The sequence below is a fragment of the Nonomuraea sp. NPDC050663 genome (assembly GCF_044456985.1).
Taxonomy (GTDB): Bacteria; Actinomycetota; Actinomycetes; order Streptosporangiales; family Streptosporangiaceae; genus Nonomuraea.
The window spans coordinates 221,301-241,041 of record NZ_JBITGL010000015.1 but is presented as its reverse complement, the minus strand read 5'-3'; the positions used below and the strand labels follow the sequence as shown (position 1 = coordinate 241,041).

Below are 19,741 nucleotides of genomic sequence, written 5' to 3'. Positions count from 1 at the left end.
ATAGACGGAGAAGGCGCATGCCGTACTCGTCGAGGGTGGTCAGCCGCAGCAGCCGCCGCCGCTGGAGGCGGAGACCGTGGCGAGCGGGAGCGGGGTGGCGAGCAGGCCGCCGCTGATGCCGGTGGCCAGGCCCACCCTGATCTCCTGGGCCTCGGCCAGGTTGGAGGAGCACACGCCGGTCTCGGGCAGGTCGAGGTGGGTTTCGCGGGCGGCCTCCCAGTCGCCGGCCAGGGCGGCGACCACCGAGCGGACCTGCTCGTAGCCGGTGGCCATGAGGAAGGTCGGGGCGCGGCCGTAGGACTTGACGCCGACCGCGAAGTAGCCGGGCTCCGGGTGGGTGAGCTCGTCGACGCCGTGGCCGGGGACGGTGCCGCAGGAGTGCTGGTTGGGGTCGATCAGCGGGGCCAGGGCGCGGGTGGAGCCGAGGATGGGGTCCAGGTCGAGACGCAGTTCCGAGGCGATGGTGTGGTCGGGGCGGTAGCCGGTGGCGGCCACGACGCGGTCCACGGTGATCCGCTGCCCGTCCTGGCTGATCACGGTGTCGCCCTCGATGGCGTGGGCGTGGAAGCCGGTGAGCAGCTGGATGCGTCCCGACTCGACATGGGCGTGCAGGCGGGTGCCGAGGGCGCCTCGGGCCGGGAGGGCGTCGGCCGCGCCGCCGCCGTAGGTGCGGGTGGCGTTGCCCGCGCGGATGGCCCACGTGATGCGGGTGTCGGCGGAGAGCTGGGCGAGGCCGAGCAGCGTGGTGGCCGCCGAGTGGCCCGCGCCGACGACCAGGACGTGCTTGCCCTCGTAACGTTCGCGGTCGGCGCCGAGCACGTCGGGCAGGGCGTGGTCGATGAGGTCGCCCGCTTCGGCCTCGCCGTACGCCGGGAGCCCGTTGGCGCCCAGGACGTTGGGGGTCTCGTAGGTGCCGGAGGCGTCGATGACGGCCTTGGCGTGGATCTCGGCGCCGTCGGCCAGCCGGATCACGAACGGAGCGTCCTCGCGGCCGTTGGTGCGCACGCGGTCGTGGCCCAGGCGGCTGATCGCGGTGACCGGGCTGCTCAAGCGCACCTTTTCAGCGAACAGCTTGGCGAGCGGGGCGAGGTAGTCGGAGATGATCTCGGCGCCGGTGGGCAGCCACTCGGGGTCGGGCGCGGTCCAGCCGTCGCCCTCCAGCAGGCGCTTGGCGGCGGCGTCGATGTTGAACTTCCACGGGCTGAACACCCGGACGTGGCCCCACTTGGCGATGGAGGCGGCGACCTGGTCGCCGGCTTCCAGGACGAGGAAGTCGAGTCCGCGCTCGGCCAGGTGGGCGGCGGCGGCCAGCCCCACGGGGCCGGCGCCGATGACGACCACGGGGAGGTCGCCGGGGTGCGGAGCGGAAAGCTCCAGTTCGAGGCCGGCCGTGGTGCCGCAGCAGCTCATCTCGGGTCTCCTACTGCTTAGAGGTCTGTCGAAGTAGTCCCAAGACTGCCACGATGCTTTGAAGGATGTCAAATTAGAAGTTCATCTAACCGCGATGGTCCGGTTTTCTCATTAACTCGCCCATATCTTCCCAAAACTGCAGATAGGGGGCGATTTGTGCCGGTTGTTCGGGCATCTGAGCTAGCACACCCACAAAGTGGAGGCTTCTCATGACCGACACGACCGACACGATGGCCACCAAGGCCGACCAGGGGCCCAGCGCGATCCCGCGGGCAAGGGCCAAGGACGACCAGGGACTCGTCACCGGCAAGGGCACGACCAGCATCGAGGACGCCGTCGTGGCCAAGATCGTCGGCTTGGCGGCGCGCGAGGTCGCGGGCGTGTACGACCTGGGCGGCGGCACCGCCCGCGCGTTCAACGCCGTCCGCGGCATGGTCGGCGCCGACAAGAACGTGACCCAGGGCGTGTCCGTCGAGGTCGGGGAAAAGCAGGCCGCCATCGACATCGACCTGGTCATCGAGTACGGCACCGCCATACCCGACCTCGCCGCCGCTGTACGCCAGAACGTGATCGGCGCCGTCGAGCGCATGTGCGGGCTGGAGGTGACCGAGGTCAACATCAAGGTCGACGACGTCCGCCTGCCTTCCGACGACACGAGCGACGAGCCCGAGCCGGAGCCCAGGGTCCAGTGACCGATGCCAGGGCCATCGCCGAGCGGGTCCTGGCCTGCCCCGGCGTGGCAGGCCTGTCGGGCGGGCCGTTCGGCACCGTGGCCACCTACCTGCCCGGAGAGCGGCTCACCGGCGTCGCCGTACGCGAACACGAGGTCGACATCGCCATCGTGGCCCGGTTCGGCGACCCGCTGCCGGCCGTCGCCGACGAGATCCGGCTGCTCGTCGGCGACCTGGTGGACGGCCGCCCGGTGAACGTCACCATCGACGACCTCGACATCTAGGAGGCTCACATGAACTCGTTCCCAACCCTGCCGCTCATCGGCATGGCGACCGGCATCATCCTCGGCCTGGCCGGCGCGTTCGGAGGGCTCGGCGCCTTCCTGCTCGTGCTCGTCCTGGGCGCCGTCGGATTCTTCGTCGGCCGCATCGCCGAGGGCGGAGAGGTGGACCTGTCGTCGCTGATGGCGAGGCGGCGATGACGACACTCGTAGCCGCGCCGGCTCAGGTCAGAGGACGTACCGAGGTCAGCGACCGGGTGGTGTCGAAGCTCGCCCGCGTGGTGGCGGGCGAGGTGGCGGGGGTGAGCCTGGAGAACCAGGCGGGCGGGCTGCCCTGGGGCGGCTCCTCCGGCGGGACGGTCTCCGGCGAGTTCGCCACGATCCGGCTGACGGTGGCGATCGCCTACCCCGCCCCGATCCGCACCACGGCCGAGCGGCTGCGGCAGCACGTCGCGTCCCGCATCACCGAGCTGACCGGGCTCGGCGTGTCCCGGGTCGACCTGAAGGTGGCGAGCCTGACGGTGACCTCGCAAGGGTCCGGAGCGGGGGCGGTCTCATGAGTGCCGTGAGCGACCGCGCCGCCCGCAACGCCTTCCGCCCGCGCCGGACGGTCCCGGCCGTCATCGTCGCGATCCTGCTCGCCGCCCTGGGGATCGTCGTCGCGATCGAGGTGATCTCGTCCCTGCTGGGCAGTCCCGCGCGGCTGGTCGACTACGACGGCGTGTACGGCTGGGCCACCACGACGCCGTGGTCCGATCCGATGGTGCTGATCGCCTTCGGGCTCGTGGCCGCTCTCGGCCTGGTGCTCCTGGTGACCGCTCTGCGGCCGGGGCAGCCGCGCCTGATGCCGGTCCGCACCGACGATCCCGATCTGATCATCGGCATCCCGCCCAAGAGCTTCGCCCGTGCGCTGGCCCACGCAGCGGAGGAGGTGCCAGGAGTCCGCGCGGCGACCGCCTCGGTGCGCGGCAACACGGTCTCCGTCACCGCGGGCACCTCCGGCTGGAACGACGCGGAGTTGTCGGAGACGGTACGGCAGGCCGTCCAGGCCAGGGTGGCCGCGCTCCGGCCGGTGGAGCCCTACCGGGTCACCGTCACGACCAAGGAGGAGACGTGACAGGCAAGACGCGCCGCGGCAACCGGTGGGGCCTGGCCCTGGTCGGCCTGCTGCTGCTGGTCCTGGGCGGGCTGGGGCTGGCCCGCGGCCTGCGGGCGATGCCGCAGAGCTGGGCGCCCGCCGACACACCGCTCGTCAACGAGCCGGTTCTCGCCGCCTTCTCCCAGCCGTGGGTCTGGGTGCTGGTCGCGGCGGCGGCCATCGTGCTGGCGGTGTTGTGCGTGCGCTGGCTCCTGGTCCAGGCCCGCCGCGAGACGGTGCGGACGTTCCTGGTGGATTCGCCCGGCGGGACGACCGAGGTCGCCGCGTCAGGGGTGGCCCAGGCCGCCGCCGCCGAGCTGGCGGCCAGCCCGCTGGTCCTCAACGCCAGCGCCGACCTGGCGGGCGACTCCGAGCACCCCGAGGTACGGCTGCGTGTGGTGGCCGACGAGCGGGCGCCGATCGGCGAGGTGATCGACCGGCTGGCCACGGTGGCCATCCCGCACATGCGCACCGCTTTGGAGGCCGAGCACCTGCCCACCGTGGCCACGGTCAGCCTCGCCCCCGCCCCGCCGCCGGAACGCGTCGTTCACTAGAACCTGGCTCGTCCCATTAAGTCAAGATTCTTCCTAACACCGGCGTCATAGCTGGTCACAGCGGTCGAACTGCACCACCTTGGTCGCATGAAGATCGACTGGACCCAGATGCCCACCTACAACACGATCATGGCGGTGGCGGCGGGCATCGGGCTGCTCCTCATGGTCGCGCTGGGGCGTGATCTGCTGAGGGGCCGCACCGACGGGCTCACCGGATACGCGCTGGCCTTCGGCGTGCTCGGCACCATCCTGACCACGACCGGGCTGCACATGACGCTCACCTGGCCGCTGGCCGGGCAGGGCTTCCCGTTCGACAACATCATCTTCGGCGAGCCGTCGCTGGCCTTCGGCGTGATGCTCCTGGCCGCCGCGCTCTACCTGTGGAAGCGCGGGCTCGCCCTGCGCGAGAGCGCCGACCTGGCCGAGCACGTCGTCGCCGTCGCCCGGCCCGTGTCGTGGTTCGCGGCGGCGATGGGCCTCGCGTGCTTCGGCATCGCCGCCGCCGGCTGGACCTACACCCTCTTCGCGGCGCCGCCGCAGGAGCCCATCTCCGGGCTCCTCGCGGACTACCCGCTGGTGGAGGCCACCTTCATCTCCGGGCTGTACGTCCTGGTGGGCGTCGGAGCGGTGCTCCTGCCCTTCGCCCTGGTACGGCCGGGCGGCCTGGCCAAGGTCATCGGGTGGTGCTGGGGGCTGTCAGGGCTGGCGTTCACGCTCTTCGGGGCGCTCAACTACTTCACCCACATCGGTCTGATCGTGAACACCATGTAGGTCTCGTCAGGCGGTGGCGCTCCTGGCCTTCCTGCGCATGGCGCTTCCGACGATGAAGGCGTACACGACCAGGCTGACCCCGACGCCGGCGGACAGATGGCCCAGGGCGCTACCGACGGCCACGCCGAGCGTGAGGAAGACGGGGAAGAGGAGGGCCGGGTTGAAGGTGCCGTTCGTGCTCATGTCCCAACCTTCGCAGAGGTGGCAGGGACCGCAGCAGTCTCCGCAGTCAGCGGTCGGGGATGACAAATATCATCCCCGACCGCATCGTTCCGGCCGCGGTTACTGCCAGTCGTTGTCGCGCCCGTATTGGCGCCCGTATTCGCGGTCACGCATGCCGATCCCTCCTCCCGGACATCTCGACGACAGAAGACGGCGGCTCCCCGTCCGCCGCCCGTCCAATGCGGCACACCGCGCCGATCACCAGCGCCCCGATCGACCCCGCCGCGGCGCACACGCCGATCGCCGCCGAGGCCGGCACCAGCTCGGCCAGTCCCCCGGCCGCCGCGATGCCGAGACCCTGCGCGGTCTGCAGGCCCGCGGCCGCGAACCCGATCGCCCTGGCCCGCATCCCATCGGGCACGAGCTGCGTGAACTCGACCTGGGCCAGCACCACGTAGCTGGCCAGCAGACCCGACAGCGCCCACATCGCGAGCGTCACGGGCAGGCCGGGCCCGGTCACCGTCGCGATCAGCGGCAACCCGGAGGCGACCGCCAGTGGGACCGTCAGCCGTCGCCTGAGCACCGCCCCGAACCTGGCCACGATCACCGCGCCGACGGCCCCGCCGATCACGTCCGCGGCCATCAGCGAGCCGACCGCCGCCTCGCCGGCCCCGATCTGGGCGGCGTACGGCGCGGCCAGCGCTTCGGGGACGACGTAGCAGCCGAACAACCACACCACGGCGGCCAGCCCGAACAGCCGCCGGTCGCCGGTGACGTACCGGATGCCGGCCAGGGCGAACCCTCCGGCGGTCCGTCCGGGGTCCTCGGGCCGCGGACGGTGCGCGCGGATGCCCCAGCGCAACATCGCCGCCGAGGCCGCGAACGTGACCGCGTTGATCGCCAGAGCCAGGTGCGGGCTGCCCGACGCGCCGATCACCACGCCGCCGAGCGTGAAGCCGGCGATCTGCGCGATGCCGTCCGTGGCGGTCATGATGCTCACCCCGACCGGGAACCGTTCGTCGGGCAGCACCCTGGGAGTGGTGGCCGTGCGGGCGGCCGAGAACAGCGGCTGCGGGCAGGTCACCGCGAACACCAGGGCGGCGAGGATCGGCAGGGGCAGCGAGGGGATCGCCATGAGCGCCATCAGGGCCGCCCGCGCCACGTCGACGGTCACCATGACCGCCCTGCGCGAGTACCGGTCGGCGAGCCCGGCCAGCAGCGGTGCGGTGAGCAGCGGCGGCAGCAGCGTCATGGCGTACACCAGCGCCGTCAGCGCCGCCGACGAGGTCCGGTCGAAGACCAGCAGAGCCAGCGCCACGCGCGCGAACTGGTCGCCGATGCGCGACTGCACCTGCGCGATCCACAACACCCTGAACTCGCCGACGGCGAGCACGTCGCGGAACCTCGCTGTGCGCTCTGGCATGGGACTCCCCGGGACGGCGGCTGGTGGTGGCCATTGAACTGAGCCGCCGCGTTGCCGGGAAGCAAGGGTTGGAATACGTTGGAATCCACCCCAATCCCCGTGGAGTCCGCGGTTCCGTGACCGATGCGCCCAGTTCCGACCTCGTGAGCAGCCTCGGCGCGTGGCTGGCGGCGCACCTGGCGGCCACCGGGCTGCAACCGGATGCCGCCGCCCGCGACCTCGGCGTCAGCGAGGCGACCGTGCGCTCCTGGCTGGCCGGGCGCCGGGCGGACGAGGAGGCCGGCGAGTTCGCGCACCTTGACACACCCGCCAAGCTCGGGGCCTGGCTGCGAGAGCGCATCGCCGCCGCCGGTTGCTCGGTACGGCAGATCGCCGACGACACCGACGGGGTGAGCATGAGCACGATCTACTACTGGTTACGCGGCGAACACCTGCCCAGGCCCCCGGTCGGGGACGAACCCGACCGGTTCGACCTGCTGCTCAGCAGTCCCCGCCTGGGGCTGCACCTGCGCCAGCGGCTCCAGCTCGACCGGATCCGCCGCCGGCTGACCGGAACCGCCCTTGACCCCAGGGAGCCCGACCGCGACTGGCCGGCCAGGGCCCTGCCGGCCGGCAACCGCTCCTTCACCGGCCGGGGCGCCGAGCTCAGGCGGCTCGACCGGCTCCTGCGCGACCACGCCCTGGGCCGGTCCGCCGTCATCGCCGCGCTCACCGGGCCCGGCGGCGTCGGCAAAACGGCACTGGCCGTGCACTGGGCCCGCACCCGGCACGTCCAGGCGACGTTCACCGGCGGATGCCTGTACCTGAACCTGAGCGGCTACGCCGACACCGCGCCCACCCATCCGGCCGAGGCGATGACCAGGGCGTTGGCGCAGCTCGGCGTCCAGCCGCGTGACCTCCCGGCCGACCATGAGGCGCTCGCGGCGCTCTACCAGCAGACCCTGGCCGCCCGGCGCCTCCTGCTCGTCCTCGACAACGCCCACGACGAGGCGCAGGCCCGCCCGCTCCTGCCGACCGGCTCGGCCTGTCTGACCATCGTCACCAGCCGCCACCGGCTGACCGGGCTGGCGGCCACCCATCCCGGCATCGACCAGCTGGAGCTGGCGAGCCTCACGACCGCGGAAGCCTCGGCGCTGCTGCGCCGTCTCCTGGGGCGGCTCGCCACCAGGGACGCCGGCGACGAGGATCTGGCCGCGCTCGCCGCCGCGTGCGGCCGCCTGCCGCTGGCCCTCCACATCGCCGCGGCCGGCTACCTGACTCACCACCACCCGCGGCGCACGCCGGTCGCGGCCTACACCCGGTCGCTGACCGAGGACCCGCTCCGGCGCCTGGCCACCTCACCGGCCGACCCGGCGACCACGGTCGCGGCCGCCATGGACCACTCCTACCGGCACCTGACCGTCGAGGCCGCCCGCGCCTACCGGCTGCTGGGCCTGCATCCCGGCCCCGACTTCACCGCCGCCGTCACCGCGAGCCTCACCGCCCGCCCGCTCGCACGGGCCGAGGCGCTGCTGCTGGAGTTGACCCAGGCCAACCTGCTGACCCAGGCCAACCTGCTGAGCCAGGCCAACCTGCTGAGCGGCACCGGCCAGGGCCGCCACGCCTTCCACGACCTCGTCCGCGACCACGCCGCCGCGCGCTGCGCCGACACCGATCCCGGGGAGGAACGCCGCGCCGCCGTCGATCGCATCCTCGACCACTACCTGAGCACCGCGCACGACGCGGCGCTGTTGCTGAACCCCTACTGGGAGTCGGCGGGCAACGCCGGGGCCGGGGCCGCTCCCGAGACCTTCGCCGACCACGGGCAGGCGTCGGCCTGGTTCGCGGCGGAACACCCCGTGCTCCTGGCCGCCATCGAGCTGGCCCGCGACACCGGACGAGACGCCCACGCGTGGCGGCTGGCGTGGAGCATGACCGAGTACCTGGACCGGCTCGGGCTCTGGCACGAACTGGCCGCCGCCGGTTCGGCCGCGTCGGCCGCCGCCGAACGGCTCGGCGACGACACCGCCCGGTACCTCACGCACCGGATCCTCGCCCGCGTCACGATGCGGCTGGGCCGCCTCGGCGACTGCGAGGTCCATCTGCGTCATGTCCTCGACCTCGCGACCCGGCTGCGCGGCGAGCACGGGCAGGCCCACGCCCACCTGAAGCTCGCCGACCTGCGCGAACTGCAGGGCCGCTTCGCCGAGGCCCTCGAACATGCCGTCCGGGCGAACGAGCTGTGGCGGGCGGCCGGGTACGGGCTCGGGCAGGCCAGGGCGCTCAACACGATCGGCCGCTATCACGCGCTCCTGGGCGAATACGACCGGGCGCTCGCGCTCAGCCGTACGTCCCTGGAGCTGTGCGAAGACCTCGGATTCGGGTACGGCCAGGCGAGCGTGTGGGGCACCTTCGGCTACATCCGCGGGCGGCTCGGCCAGCACGACGAGGCGGTCGCCGCCCACCGGCGCGCGCTGGAGCTGTACCGGAAGCTTGACGACCGGTATGAAACGGCCGAGACGCTCGGCTTCCTCGGCGACCTGCACCGGAACACGGGCGACCTCGCCGCCGCCCGCGAGGCCTGGCACGAGGCGCTGGCGATCCTCACCGGACTCGACCACCCCGACGCGGGCCCGATCCGGGCCAAGCTCGACGGCATCGCCTAGACGAACGCCGCGACGCCTTCGTACTCGCCGCGCGGCGCCTGCCCCGTGACCTCGTATTCGAGCAGCAGCAGCCCGCCCGGCGTGGCCTCCTGCCCGACCACCCGCAGCCCGGACGTGGCGCCCGGCCCGGCCAGCAGGCGCCGGCCGGCGCGGAGCACGGTGGGGGCGACCACGAGACGTAGCGTGTCGACCAGGCCGGCGGCGAGCAGCGAGTCGCCGAGGCGGGCGCTGCCGTGGATCTGGAGCTCGCGCCCTGGCCGCGATTTCAGCTCGGCGACCGTTTCGACCGGGTCGCCGCCGAGCACGGTCGTCGGGTTCCAGCTTCCTTCGCTCAGGGTGTTCGTCACGACGTACTTCGGCAGGGAGTTCATGCGCTCGGCGAACGGATCGGCCGGGTCGGTGATCTTCGGCCAGTCTCGCGCGAAAGCCTCGTACGTGCGCCGCCCGAGCAGCAGGCCGTCGGCCAGGTCGAGCCAGCCCGAGACCCGCTGCACGAACGCCGCGTCGATGTACGGCACCAGCCAGCCGCCCTGGGTGAAGCCGTCGCTGGTGTCCTCGTCCGCCGAGCCTGGCCCCTGGCAGACGCCGTCGAGCGTGACGAACTCGGTGATGGTGATCTTCATGACCTGTCGCCGCCTTCCACGAGCGCGGCCAGCTGGGCGGCGACCGTGCCCCACCCGTCGGCGAAGCCGAGCTTCTCGTGGCGGGCGCGCGACTCGGGGTCGCCGTGCCGTACGAGCATGCGGTAGTCGGTGCCGTCCGGGTGGTCGCTCATGGTGATGGTGGCCGTCATCGAGACCGGGTCGGGAGCGGCGGGACGCCAGGTGCTGTCGACGGCGTTGGTGAACACGAGCCGCTCGAGCTCCTCGACGTCGAGGAAACAGGCGTCCAGGTGCGGGACGAACGTGGTGCCCTCTTCGCTGAACCGCGTCACGAACGCCCCGCCGGGCCGCAGCTCCAGGTGGTCCACCAGGCAGCGGGCCGGCGCGGGTATCCACCACTTCGCCAGCCTCGAAGGGTCGCTCCAAGCACGCCAGACGGTGGCGCGCGGGGCGCGGATGACGCGCTGGAGTGCTAGGTCGAGATCGGGATTCACGGCTCGTTCCTTTCATCGGTGACGAACTCTTCGAGGCGGTCCGTGCGCTCCTCCCAGACGCGGCGCTGCTCGGCGAGCCAGTCGTCGAGGAGGCCGAGCCGCTCGCGGTTGAGCACGCAGGTGCGCACCCGCCCCTGCTTGACCGTGCGGATGAGCCCGCTCGATTCGAGCGTGCGCACGTGCTTCATGAACGACGGGAGGGTCATCGGGAACTCGCGGGCGAGGTCGCCGACGCTGGTGGGCGCGTGGCCGAGCCGCCGGACGACGGCCCGGCGGGTCGGATCGGCGAGGGCGACGAACACGTCGTCGAGCTGGGCCGAATACTGTGCCATGAGGCTAAGTATTAGCGACTCCCAATAGTTAGCGCAAGGGCTAACTATTGGAGCGGGGTCGTATCAGCGGGCATGTCAGCCCGGCGACAGCCCGCTGTCAGTCCGGCGCGCGATCGTAGACCCATCGAGAAACGCACCACCGAACACAGGAGCTCACCACCATGTCTGTCACCCTCACCGCCTCGGACAAGCTCACCATCCGCTCCGCCGCCTACGGCGCCGTCGCACTGCTGGCCGCCGCCGACGTGGCCGGCGCGCCCCACAAGGCCGCCACCGCCGGCTCCCTGTCCCTGTACGCCTCGACCGGGCCGGTCGGGCACGTGCTCGCCGAGAAGAAGCCGGGCGTCCGCATCGAGGGCAGGACCGCGGCGGCCATGGCCGACCACGTGCTGCCCGCCCTGACCGCCTCCGTCGCCCTGCTCAAGCAGCAGGACCCGGCCGCCGCCGACGACTTCCGCCAGGCCGTCCTGGTCGCCGTCGACTCCGCCGCCCGGGCCCACAAGGGCGAGCCCAGCCCCACCGCCGCCGTGATGGCCGGCAAGATCGCCGCCGCGCTGGACGCCGATTCTGTCGGTGGTGGCCGCTAGATTCCGACCATGGAGCACAGGATCTGGACGGTCGACGATCACCTCGCCGGGAAGCCCGACGCCTCCGTCGACCTCTACCACCGCCTCGTGCGCCTGGTAGAGGACTGCGGCCCGTTCACCTACGCGGTGTCCAAGTCGGCGATCACCTTCAAGGGCACCCGGCGAGGATTCGCCGGCGCCAAGCTCGACGCGCGCGGGCTCCGTGGCTACTTCGACCTCCAACGAGCCGTCACGGACCCGCGCGTCACCAACGTGAGCCCCTACACCAAGCGCCTCTTCGTCCACGCGTTCCGCATCAGCGACCCGGCCGAGCTCGACGAGACCTTCGCCGGCTGGATCCGCGAGGCCTACGACGTGGGCCAGGGGCGTCACCTCGCGAGCAACCCTTAGTCGTCCGCGCGGACGGAACCGACCGCCCCGTTTCGTCCGGCTCGACCAGCTGGCCCGCCCCACCTGCTGAAACCATGACCGGCGTGATCGAAGACATCCGCCTCCTCGACAGCGTCAGCGACCTCGAGGCCGTGCGACGCCTGTACGAACACATCTGGCGGACGGGCGCGAGCAACCCTCCGGTGACCGCCGACTTCCTGCGCGCCCTCGCGAAGGCGGGCGGCTACGTCAGCGGCGCCTTCGACAAGGGCGAGCTGGTCGGGGCGTGCTTCGGATTCTTCGCACCCCCGGCGTGCGAGGCGCTGCACAGTCACATCGCCGGAGTGGCGGCGCGGGCGCGGGGGCGCAGCGTGGGCTTCGCGCTGAAGCTGCACCAGCGTGAGTGGGCCCTGGCCCGCGGGGCGGGCGAGATCTGGTGGACCTACGACCCGCTGGTCCGCCGCAACGCCTACTTCAACCTGGTCAAGCTGGCGGCCGAGCCGACCGAGTACCTTCCCGACTTCTACGGCCCGATGGACGACGACATCAACCGCGGCGACCCCACCGACCGGCTGTTCGTGCGCTGGCGCCTCGAATCGCCCGACGTGCAGGCCGCGTGCGCGGGCAAGATCCGGCACACCGGCGCCGGGTCGACTCCCGCCCTGCTGGCGGCCGGGCACGACGGCGGCCCCGAGAGCCGTCACACCACCGCGCGCACGGTGAGGATCGCCGTCCCCGACGACGTCGAGACCATGCGCGAGCACTCCCCCGGCCTGGCCGCCGACTGGCGCACGGCCCTCCGTGACACGCTCGGCGGCCTTCTCGCCGACGGCGGCAGGATCGCCGGATTCGACCGCACCGGCTGGTACATCGTGGAGAGAGCATGAAGATCACCGCAGTCGAGGTCCGCACCGTCCGCATGCCGCTGGTCACCCCCTTCCGCACCAGCTTCGGCACCGAGACCGTCCGCGAGGCCGTACTCCTGCGTGCCGTCACCGACGAGGCGGAGGGCTGGGGCGAGTGCGGCGCGGGCACCGCGCCCCTCTACTCCTCGGAGTACACCCACGCCGCCGCCGACGTTCTCACGCGCCACCTGATCCCGGCGGTCAAGCACGTGCGCAGCGCGCATCACGTCGCCCCCGCGCTGGCGGAGTTCAAGGGACACCGCACCGCCAAGGCCGCCCTGGAGATGGCGATCCTCGACGCCGACCTGCGCGCCCACGGCCAGCCGCTGAGCCACGCCCTCGGCGCGACGAGGACCGAGGTCCCGTGCGGCGTCTCGGTGGGCATCACGAACACCGTCCAGGAGCTCCTCGACACGGTCGGCGGCTACCTGGAGGCGGGCTACAAGCGCATCAAGCTGAAGATCGAGCCCGGCTGGGACATCGAGCCGGTCAGGGCCGTGCGCGAGCGCTTCGGCGACATCCCGCTCCAGGTCGACGCGAACGCGGCCTACAGCCCGCACCACGCGGGGCATCTGGCCGGGCTCGACGCCTTCGACCTGCTGCTCCTGGAGCAGCCCCTGGCCGACGACGACCTGCCGGGCCACGCCGAGCTCGCCAGGCGGCTGCGGACCCCGATCTGCCTCGACGAGTCCATCGTCGATGCCAGGGCGGCCGCCGCGGCGATCACGATGAAGGCCTGCCAGATCGTCAACATCAAGCCGGGACGGGTCGGCGGGTATCTGGAGGCCAGGCGCATCCACGACGTGTGCGCGGCCCACGGCGTGCCCGTCTGGTGCGGCGGCATGCTGGAGACCGGCCTGGGCCGGGCGGCGAACGTCGCTCTCGCCGCGCTGCCCGGCTTCCTTCTGCCCGGTGACACCTCGGCCTCCGACAGGTACTTCCGCACCGACATCACGCCGCCGTTCGAGCTCGCCGACGGCCACCTGACCGTGCCGACCGGCCCAGGTCTGGGCGTCTGCCCCGTTCCTGAGCTGCTCGACGAGGTGACGGTCTCGACGACCTGGGTGACCGTATAGCCCAACTACCATGAAGTCGACATGCAGAAAGAACGCTTGACCCACCTGCTGGAGGAGCTCGGCTCGACCATCCTCGACGTGGTCTGCGGCGACGTGAGACCGGCCGAGATCGGCGGCGTCGTGATCTACGATCCGCTCGACGAGCCTGAGTTGCCCAACAATGCCCTGGTTCTTGGGGTGGGTCTGCACGGTGACCTCGCGGACGTGGTCGACCGGCTCGGCAAGAAGGGCGCCGTGGGCCTGGTGGTCCGGGCGCCGGTCGAACCAGATGAGAATCTCGTCGCGGCGGCGAAGGAAACGGGCGTCGTCGTCCTGGCCTTCGCCCGCGGCGCGTCGTGGAACGACCTGACCGGCATGCTCCGCACCCTGACCGGCGCCGGTGATCCGTACGACACGGGCGGCAGGACCCGCGCCGGCGACCTGTTCGCCGTGGCCAACGCCATCGCGGCCCTGCTCGACGCGCCCGTCACCATCGAGGATCGCCACTCGCGGCTGCTGGCCTTCTCCGGACGCCAGGACGAGGCCGACCCGTCGCGGGTCCAGACGATCCTCGGCCGCCAGGTCCCTCCGCACTTCACCCGCATCCTGGAGGAGCGCGGGGTGTTCCAGGCGATCTACCGCAGCGACCGGCCGGTCTTCGTGGAGGCGCTGCCCGAGACGGGCGAGCTGCCGCGCGCCGCGATCGCCGTGCGGGCCGGCGACGAGATCCTCGGCACGATCTGGGTCGTCGTGCCCGAGCCCCTGGGCGAGGAGCGCGGCCAGGCACTCTACGAGGCCTCCAAGCTCGTCGCGATGCACATGGTGTGGCAGCGCGCCGACGCCGACAGCGAGCGCCGCCTGCGCGCCGACCTGCTGGCCACCGCGCTGGAGAGCGGCTCGGAAGGCCGCGAGGCCGTGCGCCGGCTCGGCTTGAAGGACGAGCCCACGGTGGTGCTCGCGCTCACCGTGGCGCCCGCGGCGACCGAGACGCCCGCCCAGGTCGGCGCCGAGCGCAAGCGCCTGGCCGACGCCTTCGCGATGCATCTCACCGCGATCCACCCGCGCGCCGTCGCCGCGCTGATCGGCGACGTGGCGTACGGCATCCTGCCGCTGGCCCGCGACGACGCCGAGGAGCGCGCGACCCTGATCGCGACGGAGTTCCTGGGCCGGGTCGGCTCCCGCCTGCGCCCGCTGATCGGCGTCGGCCGCCTGGCCAGGGACAGCTCGGCGCTCGCCAGGTCGCGTTCCGGCGCCGAGCAGGCCCTGCGTGTCCTGCGCGCCGGGGTGCTCGACCAGCAGGTGGCCCTGCTCGACGACGTGCACGTGGAGGCGCTGCTGCTGGAGCTGGCCGACCTGGTCCCGCGGGCCGACCTGCCGAGCGGCGCGATCGCCAGGATCGTGGCCTATGACAGGGAGCACCAGGCCAGCCTGGTCGAGACGCTGCGCGCGTGGCTCGACGCCTTCGGCGACGTGGCGGTCGCCGCCGCGGCCATGTACGTGCATCCGAACACGTTCCGCTATCGCCTGCGCCGGGCCGCCGAGGTCGGCAGGATCGACCTCGCGGACCCGGGCGCCCGGCTGGCGGCCATGCTGCAGCTGCGCCTGATGTCGATCAGATCCGCAGGCCAAGACTCCTGATCAGGAACGCCAGCCACTCGGTGTCCTGCTCCACCGCGACGTCGTGGCCGGTCGCCGCGCCGTGTCCGGCGTTCTCGAAGACGTGCACGAGGATCGGGGCCGGGCCCTGCTGGGCGGCCTGGAGGCGGGCGGCGAACTTGCGCGCGTGCCAGGGACGGCACCGCGGGTCGGTGGCTCCCGCCTGGAGGTAGACCGCGGGGAAGGTCCCTGGGCGGATCAGCTCGTACGGCGACAACCGCAGGAACCGCCGCACATCCTCGGGATCGTCCGGGTCTCCCCAGGCCTTCCTGATGACGAAGTCCAGGTACGGGTCGCGCGTGCCGCCGATCAGGTCGAGCAGGGGCGCGCGCGGCAGGACGGCGCGCCACAGATCGGGGCGGGTGGTGACCGCGACGCCGCACATGAGACCGCCGTCGGATCCGCCGGTCAGCGCGAGCCGGCCGGCAGTGGCCTGCCCGGTGGCGATCAGATGCTCGGCGACCGCGACGAGGTCGGCATCGCGCACGTGCTTGCGCTCGCGGTGCGCGGCCAGCCACCAGTCGCGGCCGAACTCGCCGCCCCCGCGCAGGTAGGCCTGGACCAGGGTGCCGCCCGCGGCGACGAAGGCGGCCAGATCGGGCTGGTAGGCGGGCAGCAGGGGCACGTTGGCGGCGCCGTACGCGGACACGAGCACCGGGGCGCCTGGCGAACCGCCCGAGACCACGTGGTACGGCACGGCCGCGCCGTCAGGGGCGATCGCCCTGCCCTCCTCGATCGTCGCGTCGAGTGTCACCGAGGGCGCGACGAGGGTGTCGAGCTCGCCTCCCGGCCGGTGGCCGTACACCCCCCACGAGCTGGTCAGCGTAGAGAACGCGAAGACGAAGCAGGGCGCCGGGTTGCCCGCGGCCAGCCCGGTCAGCGGGAAGAACGGCGCGGACAGCGCCCCGCGTCCCGGGAGCGGCACCTCGCCGACGACCTTCCCTTCCTGGTCGAGGATGCGCACCCGGGCGAAGACCTGGTCGAACTCGCTCAGATACAGCCGATCCCCGACGGGCGTGAGCGACCGGAGCACCGTGTCACCTTCCGGGACGAGCTCGGTCCAGTCGCCGGGATCGTCGAGCGCGATCGCGACGACCCGCCCGCGCGGGGCGTCGACGTCCGTCACGGCGACGTAGTGGTCGCCGACGATGTGGCCGGCGATCGTGCCCGCGCAGTCGGTGATGAACGGCCGCCACTCCTGCCCGGGCCGCCGGACCGCGATGGGGATCGGGCTGCCCACGCGGTGACTGGCGACCTCCCATGACGTGCTCGCCTGGATGAGCGTGTACTCCTTCGAGGTTCCCACGGGCACCGGCTCCGGCGCGGTGCCCGTCCCCAGCCTGTGGACGAACACCGCCTGCTGGAACTCCTCCGGCGAGCCGGTGAGCGCGAAGAAGTAGAACCCGCTGCTGTCGGGCAGCCACGACACCCCGCCCACCCACGCGCTGTGCAGAACCTGCTCGGGGCCGTCGAGCGGGCGCCCGCTGTCCACCTCGACGAGCCGGATCGTGTTGTGCTCGCTGCCGTCCCGGCAGATCCCGGCGGCCAGGACCCGCCCGTCGGGCGAGGGCGCCAGCCACGAAAGCACCCCTTCGTCCAGCGAGAGCACCTCGCGCCCCTCCCCGTACGGCAGGCCGGAGGCGACCACGCCCGAGCCGGAGGCGCGGAACCAGAGCCCGGCCGCATACCGGGGCAGAGCGGGCCGGGATCCGGCGTCGTAGGCCAGGACGAGGTCACGGACGGCGTCGCGGTCGACGCCGTCGAAGATCACGGAGGTGGCCAGCGCGGCCTGCTCCCGCTGCCACGCCCGCACCTCTGGGGTCTCCTCCTCCAGCCATCGGTACGGATCGGGCACCGGGATCCCGGCGACGTCCTCGACGACCTCCACAGTCCGGGCGGGCGGGTAGTTCATCGGTACTCCTCGAACTCGGCGCGCAGCCTTTCGTACGCGCCGGGGATCAGTGTGGCCCGCTCCAGGTGGACGACCGCGTCGTACTCCCGGCCCGCCTCGGGCGGCGCGCCGGACTCCAGCTCCTCCAGCAGGACGTCGCAGTCGAAGGGGCGCGGCGAGCGCTCCACGAACCGGATCGCCGGGCCTGAGCCGTACGTCAGGCCGACGACGGCGAGCTGATCGCCCAGCGCGCGATGCAGCAACTCGCCCATCATCGGCCTGCCCTCGAACGGCGTGCGCTGCACGTGCACGTTGTGGGCGCTGACCACCACGCGCTCTTCGCGCTCCAGGACCCAGCGCACGGTGTCGGCCATGAAGACCTCGCGAGGGTACGGCTCGCCCTCCGGGATCGGCCGCAGCTCCTGGAGGAAGGCGCGCAGCGAGGCGGCCGCCTGCCGTACGACCGGGTCAGGGTCCGCGAGCGCCCGCTCGGTCAGCTCCCCCAGGCCCGACAGCAGCCGGTCGCGGTCATGGCCGGGAAGGGCCGCGAAGCGGACCGCCGCCTCGGTCCTGCCGCCCAGATCGCTCAGGCGCAGCAGCTCCTGGTCGACCCCGGGCATGCGCTCGGCGACGACCCGGACGGCAGGGCCGGGCGAGGTGGAGGAGCCGGGCAGGTCCATCCCGTAGAAGCCGACTCCGGCCGAGCGCATCCACGCGAGCTGCCGCCGCATGGCGTCGTTGTCGCCGAAGCGATAGGTGATGCCGTCGCGGGAGACGTCGGTGATGTCACCGGGGCCGCCCCGGACCCAGGCGTCGACCGCCAGGCCCTCGGCGAACCCGGATTCCATCACGAAGGCCGTGAACCCGTGCTGCTCGGCGAGATACCGCAGGATCCGGTCCTTGAGCTCGTAGAACTCGGCGATGTTGTGCGCGCTCTCGCCCAGGGCCACGACCCTGACCTCGCGCGGCAGCTCGGTGATCAGCTGTGGAAATACCATTGTTCCGGCGAGTAGAGGAAGCTGAGCAGCGCCCTGAACGACGCGTCGGGACCCGAGAGCGTGTTCTTCCAGACCACCAGCGTGTGCGGGGTCGGGAAGAAGAGCACGGGCAGGTCCGAGGCGAGGGCGGTGACCTCGGCCGACAGCGCCTTCTCGTCGGCGCCGAACGTGGAGGCCTCGATCAGCTTGTCGGCGTCGGCGCTGGCGTAGGAGCCCAGGTTGAAGCTGCCCTCGGTGTTGAACACCGTGTTGCCGCTGGGGTATCCGGCGGCGAGGTAGAGCGGGCCGTAGTCCTGCATCGCCCACTCGTCCGCCTTGGCCGGGGCGAAGGAGTTGCCGTAGTTGGCGTACATGTAGTTGAGCGACTTGGTCACGAGCTTGACCTCGATGCCCAGCTTCTTGGCCGCCGACACGAACGCGACGTCACGGGCGCCGACGTATGCGGGGGTGTTGGCCGAGGCGATGGTGAAGCTGATCTTCTGCCCCTGCTCGATGCCGTCGCCGCACAGGCTGGGCTGCTCGCAGGTGGTGGCGCCGTCGGGCACGACCTTCCAGCCGTGGTCGGTGAGCAGCTTCTGCGCGGCCGCCGGGTCGTAAGGGTAGGGCGGGTTCTCGCCGAAGGCCGGAGGGTAGGGCGAACCGCTGCCCGCCGTGCTGTAGTTGACCGACCCGGCGCCGTTGTAGATGCCCCGGCCGGCCACGTACCCCTTCTGGTCGATCAGCCGCTGCAGCGCCTGCCGGATGTACGGCTGGGCGATGACCTTGTCGAACCCGTCGACCGTGTGCTTGAAGTTGATGGTCAGCGAGTCGAACCGGGCAGGGGCTGGGCCGCCGTAGACGTTGTAGCCCTTGGCCTTCAGCTCCTCGATCTGGGAGATGAAGCTGGAGTCGAGCGTGCCGACGGTCAGGTTGCCGGCCTTGAACTGGTTGAGCACCGCCGACGCCGAGGTGAACGCCTTGAAGTCGACCTGGTCGAGCCGCTTCTCACCCGGCCCGCTGTAGGAGGTGTTCGGGACCAGCGAGAAGGAGCCCGTCGTCGGGTCGAAGCTCTTGAGCTTGTACGGCCCGTTGACCACCTGCCAGAGCGGGTTGGTGGCGAAGGTCGACTGGTCGCCCGACTCCTTGGTGAGGTAGTCGTAGATCGCCCCGGCGTTCTTGGGCTGGGTGAAGTCCAGGTGGGGTCCGCCGTCGCGGGCGATGTTCCACTCGGCCGACGGCATGACGTACAGCAGCGTCAGCATCGACAGCAGGTACGACGGGTTGTAGGCCGTCTCCAGCTGGAGGGTGAGCGTGTCGGGGGCGCTCGCCGTGGCGGTGATCCCGTCGGGGAACTGGCCGGGGGTGTAGAAGCTCCAGTTGGCGGGGCTCTTGGCCAGCGCCGCCTTGAGCAGGGCGACGGAGAAGACGACGTCGTCGGCGGTGACCGGCTTGCCGGTCGACCACTGGTAGTCCTTCATCTTGATCGTCACGGTCTTGCGGTCCGCGCTGTAGGTGGGCGGCTCGGCCAGGCTCAGCGCGGCGTCGGCGACCTGGTCGCCCTCGCCGCTCGGTCGGTAGAGCGAGCGCCACAGCTGGCCGCGGGCGATCACGGTGCCGTTGGCCGCGGCCGGTGGATAGGGGTAGATGTAGTTCGGGCTGAGCCCGGGTGTCAGCGCCACGACGGCGGTGCCGCCGTCCTTGGGGGTGCCGGTCTGCTTCGGCGGCTCTTTCGCGATGTCCTTCGCCGGTGCGCCGCCGCCTGCGCACGCCGACGCGGCGAGCAGCGCGACGAGCGCGAGCGTAAGTCGTCCACGCATG

General features: G+C 72.0%; 22 protein-coding genes. 13 read left to right on the top strand and 9 right to left on the bottom strand.

Features of this window, described 5'->3' with window-relative positions:
• Positions 1-39 precede the first annotated feature (39 nt).
• Positions 40-1,410 carry an FAD-dependent oxidoreductase gene (locus ACIBH1_RS36615; protein WP_397318612.1) on the bottom strand — a complete coding sequence of 457 codons (1,371 nt, stop codon included), beginning with the start codon at positions 1,408-1,410 and terminating at the stop codon, positions 40-42.
• A 209-nt stretch (positions 1,411-1,619) separates the two neighbouring features.
• Between ACIBH1_RS36615 and ACIBH1_RS36610 the strand changes: the two genes are divergently transcribed.
• From ACIBH1_RS36610 to ACIBH1_RS36580, 7 genes are all read left to right on the top strand, one after another.
• Complete coding sequence (locus tag ACIBH1_RS36610) at positions 1,620-2,102, top strand: Asp23/Gls24 family envelope stress response protein (protein ID WP_397318611.1); 483 nt, start codon at positions 1,620-1,622, stop codon at positions 2,100-2,102.
• The gene (locus ACIBH1_RS36605) at positions 2,099-2,365 is read left to right on the top strand and encodes a hypothetical protein (RefSeq protein WP_397318610.1); all 267 of its coding nucleotides are present in this window, start codon (positions 2,099-2,101) and stop codon (positions 2,363-2,365) included. The genes ACIBH1_RS36610 and ACIBH1_RS36605 overlap by 4 nt, the downstream gene beginning before the upstream one ends.
• A 9-nt stretch (positions 2,366-2,374) precedes the next feature.
• The gene (locus ACIBH1_RS36600; protein WP_181610802.1) at positions 2,375-2,563 is read left to right on the top strand and encodes a hypothetical protein; all 189 of its coding nucleotides are present in this window, start codon (positions 2,375-2,377) and stop codon (positions 2,561-2,563) included.
• Positions 2,560-2,922 (top strand): hypothetical protein, encoded by a 363-nt coding sequence (locus ACIBH1_RS36595; protein ID WP_397318609.1) that lies wholly within the window; start codon positions 2,560-2,562, stop codon positions 2,920-2,922. The genes ACIBH1_RS36600 and ACIBH1_RS36595 overlap by 4 nt, the downstream gene beginning before the upstream one ends.
• 5 nt (positions 2,923-2,927) lie before the next feature.
• Entirely contained in the window at positions 2,928-3,479 is a 552-nt protein-coding gene (locus tag ACIBH1_RS36590; RefSeq protein ID WP_397318608.1) for a DUF6286 domain-containing protein, read from the top strand.
• Positions 3,476-4,054 (top strand): alkaline shock response membrane anchor protein AmaP, encoded by a 579-nt coding sequence (gene amaP, locus ACIBH1_RS36585; protein WP_397318606.1) that lies wholly within the window; start codon positions 3,476-3,478, stop codon positions 4,052-4,054. Before ACIBH1_RS36590 ends, amaP begins: the two co-directional genes overlap by 4 nt.
• A gap of 87 nt (positions 4,055-4,141) precedes the next feature.
• Positions 4,142-4,825, top strand: a complete 684-nt coding sequence (locus tag ACIBH1_RS36580) for a DUF981 family protein (protein WP_397318605.1) — start codon at positions 4,142-4,144, stop codon at positions 4,823-4,825.
• 6 nt (positions 4,826-4,831) lie between these two features.
• Here ACIBH1_RS36580 and ACIBH1_RS36575 read toward each other — a convergent pair whose 3' ends face one another.
• The gene (locus ACIBH1_RS36575) at positions 4,832-5,008 is read right to left on the bottom strand and encodes a hypothetical protein (RefSeq protein ID WP_397318604.1); all 177 of its coding nucleotides are present in this window, start codon (positions 5,006-5,008) and stop codon (positions 4,832-4,834) included.
• A gap of 145 nt (positions 5,009-5,153) precedes the next feature.
• The gene (locus ACIBH1_RS36570; protein ID WP_397318603.1) at positions 5,154-6,410 is read right to left on the bottom strand and encodes an MFS transporter; all 1,257 of its coding nucleotides are present in this window, start codon (positions 6,408-6,410) and stop codon (positions 5,154-5,156) included.
• A 116-nt stretch (positions 6,411-6,526) separates the two neighbouring features.
• On the opposite strand from ACIBH1_RS36570, the gene ACIBH1_RS36565 reads away from it, so the two are divergent.
• Positions 6,527-9,055 (top strand): tetratricopeptide repeat protein, encoded by a 2,529-nt coding sequence (locus ACIBH1_RS36565; protein ID WP_397318602.1) that lies wholly within the window; start codon positions 6,527-6,529, stop codon positions 9,053-9,055.
• Here the strand turns inward: ACIBH1_RS36565 and ACIBH1_RS36560 are convergent.
• From ACIBH1_RS36560 to ACIBH1_RS36550, 3 genes are read right to left on the bottom strand one after another with little or no spacing between them, the layout of a single operon-like run.
• On the bottom strand, positions 9,052-9,678 hold the full coding sequence (locus ACIBH1_RS36560) for a dihydrofolate reductase family protein (protein WP_397318601.1): 627 nt from the start codon (positions 9,676-9,678) through the stop codon (positions 9,052-9,054). The genes ACIBH1_RS36565 and ACIBH1_RS36560 overlap by 4 nt on opposite strands.
• Positions 9,675-10,151 (bottom strand): SRPBCC domain-containing protein, encoded by a 477-nt coding sequence (locus ACIBH1_RS36555; protein ID WP_397318599.1) that lies wholly within the window; start codon positions 10,149-10,151, stop codon positions 9,675-9,677. The genes ACIBH1_RS36560 and ACIBH1_RS36555 overlap by 4 nt, the downstream gene beginning before the upstream one ends.
• Complete coding sequence (locus ACIBH1_RS36550; RefSeq protein ID WP_397318598.1) at positions 10,148-10,483, bottom strand: ArsR/SmtB family transcription factor; 336 nt, start codon at positions 10,481-10,483, stop codon at positions 10,148-10,150. The genes ACIBH1_RS36555 and ACIBH1_RS36550 overlap by 4 nt, the downstream gene beginning before the upstream one ends.
• A gap of 161 nt (positions 10,484-10,644) precedes the next feature.
• On the opposite strand from ACIBH1_RS36550, the gene ACIBH1_RS36545 reads away from it, so the two are divergent.
• From ACIBH1_RS36545 to ACIBH1_RS36525, 5 genes are all read left to right on the top strand, one after another.
• The gene (locus tag ACIBH1_RS36545) at positions 10,645-11,070 is read left to right on the top strand and encodes a hypothetical protein (protein ID WP_397318597.1); all 426 of its coding nucleotides are present in this window, start codon (positions 10,645-10,647) and stop codon (positions 11,068-11,070) included.
• Between the two features lie 9 nt (positions 11,071-11,079).
• The gene (locus ACIBH1_RS36540; protein WP_397318596.1) at positions 11,080-11,460 is read left to right on the top strand and encodes a DUF5655 domain-containing protein; all 381 of its coding nucleotides are present in this window, start codon (positions 11,080-11,082) and stop codon (positions 11,458-11,460) included.
• 74 nt (positions 11,461-11,534) lie between these two features.
• Positions 11,535-12,326, top strand: coding sequence for a GNAT family N-acetyltransferase (locus ACIBH1_RS36535; protein WP_397318595.1), 792 nt, complete (start codon positions 11,535-11,537; stop codon positions 12,324-12,326).
• A complete protein-coding gene (menC, locus tag ACIBH1_RS36530; RefSeq protein ID WP_397318594.1) occupies positions 12,323-13,420 on the top strand; it encodes an o-succinylbenzoate synthase in 1,098 nt (365 codons plus the stop codon). Before ACIBH1_RS36535 ends, menC begins: the two co-directional genes overlap by 4 nt.
• A 21-nt stretch (positions 13,421-13,441) precedes the next feature.
• Positions 13,442-15,037 (top strand): PucR family transcriptional regulator, encoded by a 1,596-nt coding sequence (locus ACIBH1_RS36525; RefSeq protein ID WP_397318593.1) that lies wholly within the window; start codon positions 13,442-13,444, stop codon positions 15,035-15,037.
• Here ACIBH1_RS36525 and ACIBH1_RS36520 read toward each other — a convergent pair.
• From ACIBH1_RS36520 to ACIBH1_RS36510, 3 genes are read right to left on the bottom strand one after another with little or no spacing between them, the layout of a single operon-like run.
• Positions 15,012-16,967, bottom strand: a complete 1,956-nt coding sequence (locus tag ACIBH1_RS36520; RefSeq protein ID WP_397318592.1) for a prolyl oligopeptidase family serine peptidase — start codon at positions 16,965-16,967, stop codon at positions 15,012-15,014. The genes ACIBH1_RS36525 and ACIBH1_RS36520 overlap by 26 nt on opposite strands.
• The gene (locus ACIBH1_RS36515) at positions 16,964-17,944 is read right to left on the bottom strand and encodes an erythromycin esterase family protein (protein WP_397318591.1); all 981 of its coding nucleotides are present in this window, start codon (positions 17,942-17,944) and stop codon (positions 16,964-16,966) included. Before ACIBH1_RS36515 ends, ACIBH1_RS36520 begins: the two co-directional genes overlap by 4 nt.
• On the bottom strand, positions 17,926-19,740 hold the full coding sequence (locus tag ACIBH1_RS36510) for an ABC transporter substrate-binding protein (RefSeq protein WP_397318590.1): 1,815 nt from the start codon (positions 19,738-19,740) through the stop codon (positions 17,926-17,928). The genes ACIBH1_RS36515 and ACIBH1_RS36510 overlap by 19 nt, the downstream gene beginning before the upstream one ends.
• Between the last annotated feature and the right edge of the window lies 1 nt (position 19,741).

Bases quoted from the DNA above. Each gene is read 5' to 3' on its own strand.
- ACIBH1_RS36525 (WP_397318593.1), top strand. From the start codon at position 13,442: ATGCAGAAAGAACGCTTGACCCACCTGCTGGAGGAGCTCGGCTCGACC.
- ACIBH1_RS36520 (WP_397318592.1), bottom strand. From the start codon at position 16,967: ATGAACTACCCGCCCGCCCGGACTGTGGAGGTCGTCGAGGACGTCGCC.
- ACIBH1_RS36600 (WP_181610802.1), top strand. From the start codon at position 2,375: ATGAACTCGTTCCCAACCCTGCCGCTCATCGGCATGGCGACCGGCATC.
- ACIBH1_RS36550 (WP_397318598.1), bottom strand. From the start codon at position 10,483: ATGGCACAGTATTCGGCCCAGCTCGACGACGTGTTCGTCGCCCTCGCC.
- ACIBH1_RS36535 (WP_397318595.1), top strand. From the start codon at position 11,535: ATGACCGGCGTGATCGAAGACATCCGCCTCCTCGACAGCGTCAGCGAC.
- ACIBH1_RS36515 (WP_397318591.1), bottom strand. From the start codon at position 17,944: ATGGTATTTCCACAGCTGATCACCGAGCTGCCGCGCGAGGTCAGGGTC.
- ACIBH1_RS36575 (WP_397318604.1), bottom strand. From the start codon at position 5,008: ATGAGCACGAACGGCACCTTCAACCCGGCCCTCCTCTTCCCCGTCTTC.
- ACIBH1_RS36570 (WP_397318603.1), bottom strand. From the start codon at position 6,410: ATGCCAGAGCGCACAGCGAGGTTCCGCGACGTGCTCGCCGTCGGCGAG.
- ACIBH1_RS36545 (WP_397318597.1), top strand. From the start codon at position 10,645: ATGTCTGTCACCCTCACCGCCTCGGACAAGCTCACCATCCGCTCCGCC.
- menC (WP_397318594.1), top strand. From the start codon at position 12,323: ATGAAGATCACCGCAGTCGAGGTCCGCACCGTCCGCATGCCGCTGGTC.
- ACIBH1_RS36580 (WP_397318605.1), top strand. From the start codon at position 4,142: ATGAAGATCGACTGGACCCAGATGCCCACCTACAACACGATCATGGCG.
- ACIBH1_RS36595 (WP_397318609.1), top strand. From the start codon at position 2,560: ATGACGACACTCGTAGCCGCGCCGGCTCAGGTCAGAGGACGTACCGAG.
- ACIBH1_RS36560 (WP_397318601.1), bottom strand. From the start codon at position 9,678: ATGAAGATCACCATCACCGAGTTCGTCACGCTCGACGGCGTCTGCCAG.
- ACIBH1_RS36540 (WP_397318596.1), top strand. From the start codon at position 11,080: ATGGAGCACAGGATCTGGACGGTCGACGATCACCTCGCCGGGAAGCCC.
- ACIBH1_RS36510 (WP_397318590.1), bottom strand. From the start codon at position 19,740: ATGCGTGGACGACTTACGCTCGCGCTCGTCGCGCTGCTCGCCGCGTCG.
- ACIBH1_RS36615 (WP_397318612.1), bottom strand. From the start codon at position 1,410: ATGAGCTGCTGCGGCACCACGGCCGGCCTCGAACTGGAGCTTTCCGCT.
- ACIBH1_RS36610 (WP_397318611.1), top strand. From the start codon at position 1,620: ATGACCGACACGACCGACACGATGGCCACCAAGGCCGACCAGGGGCCC.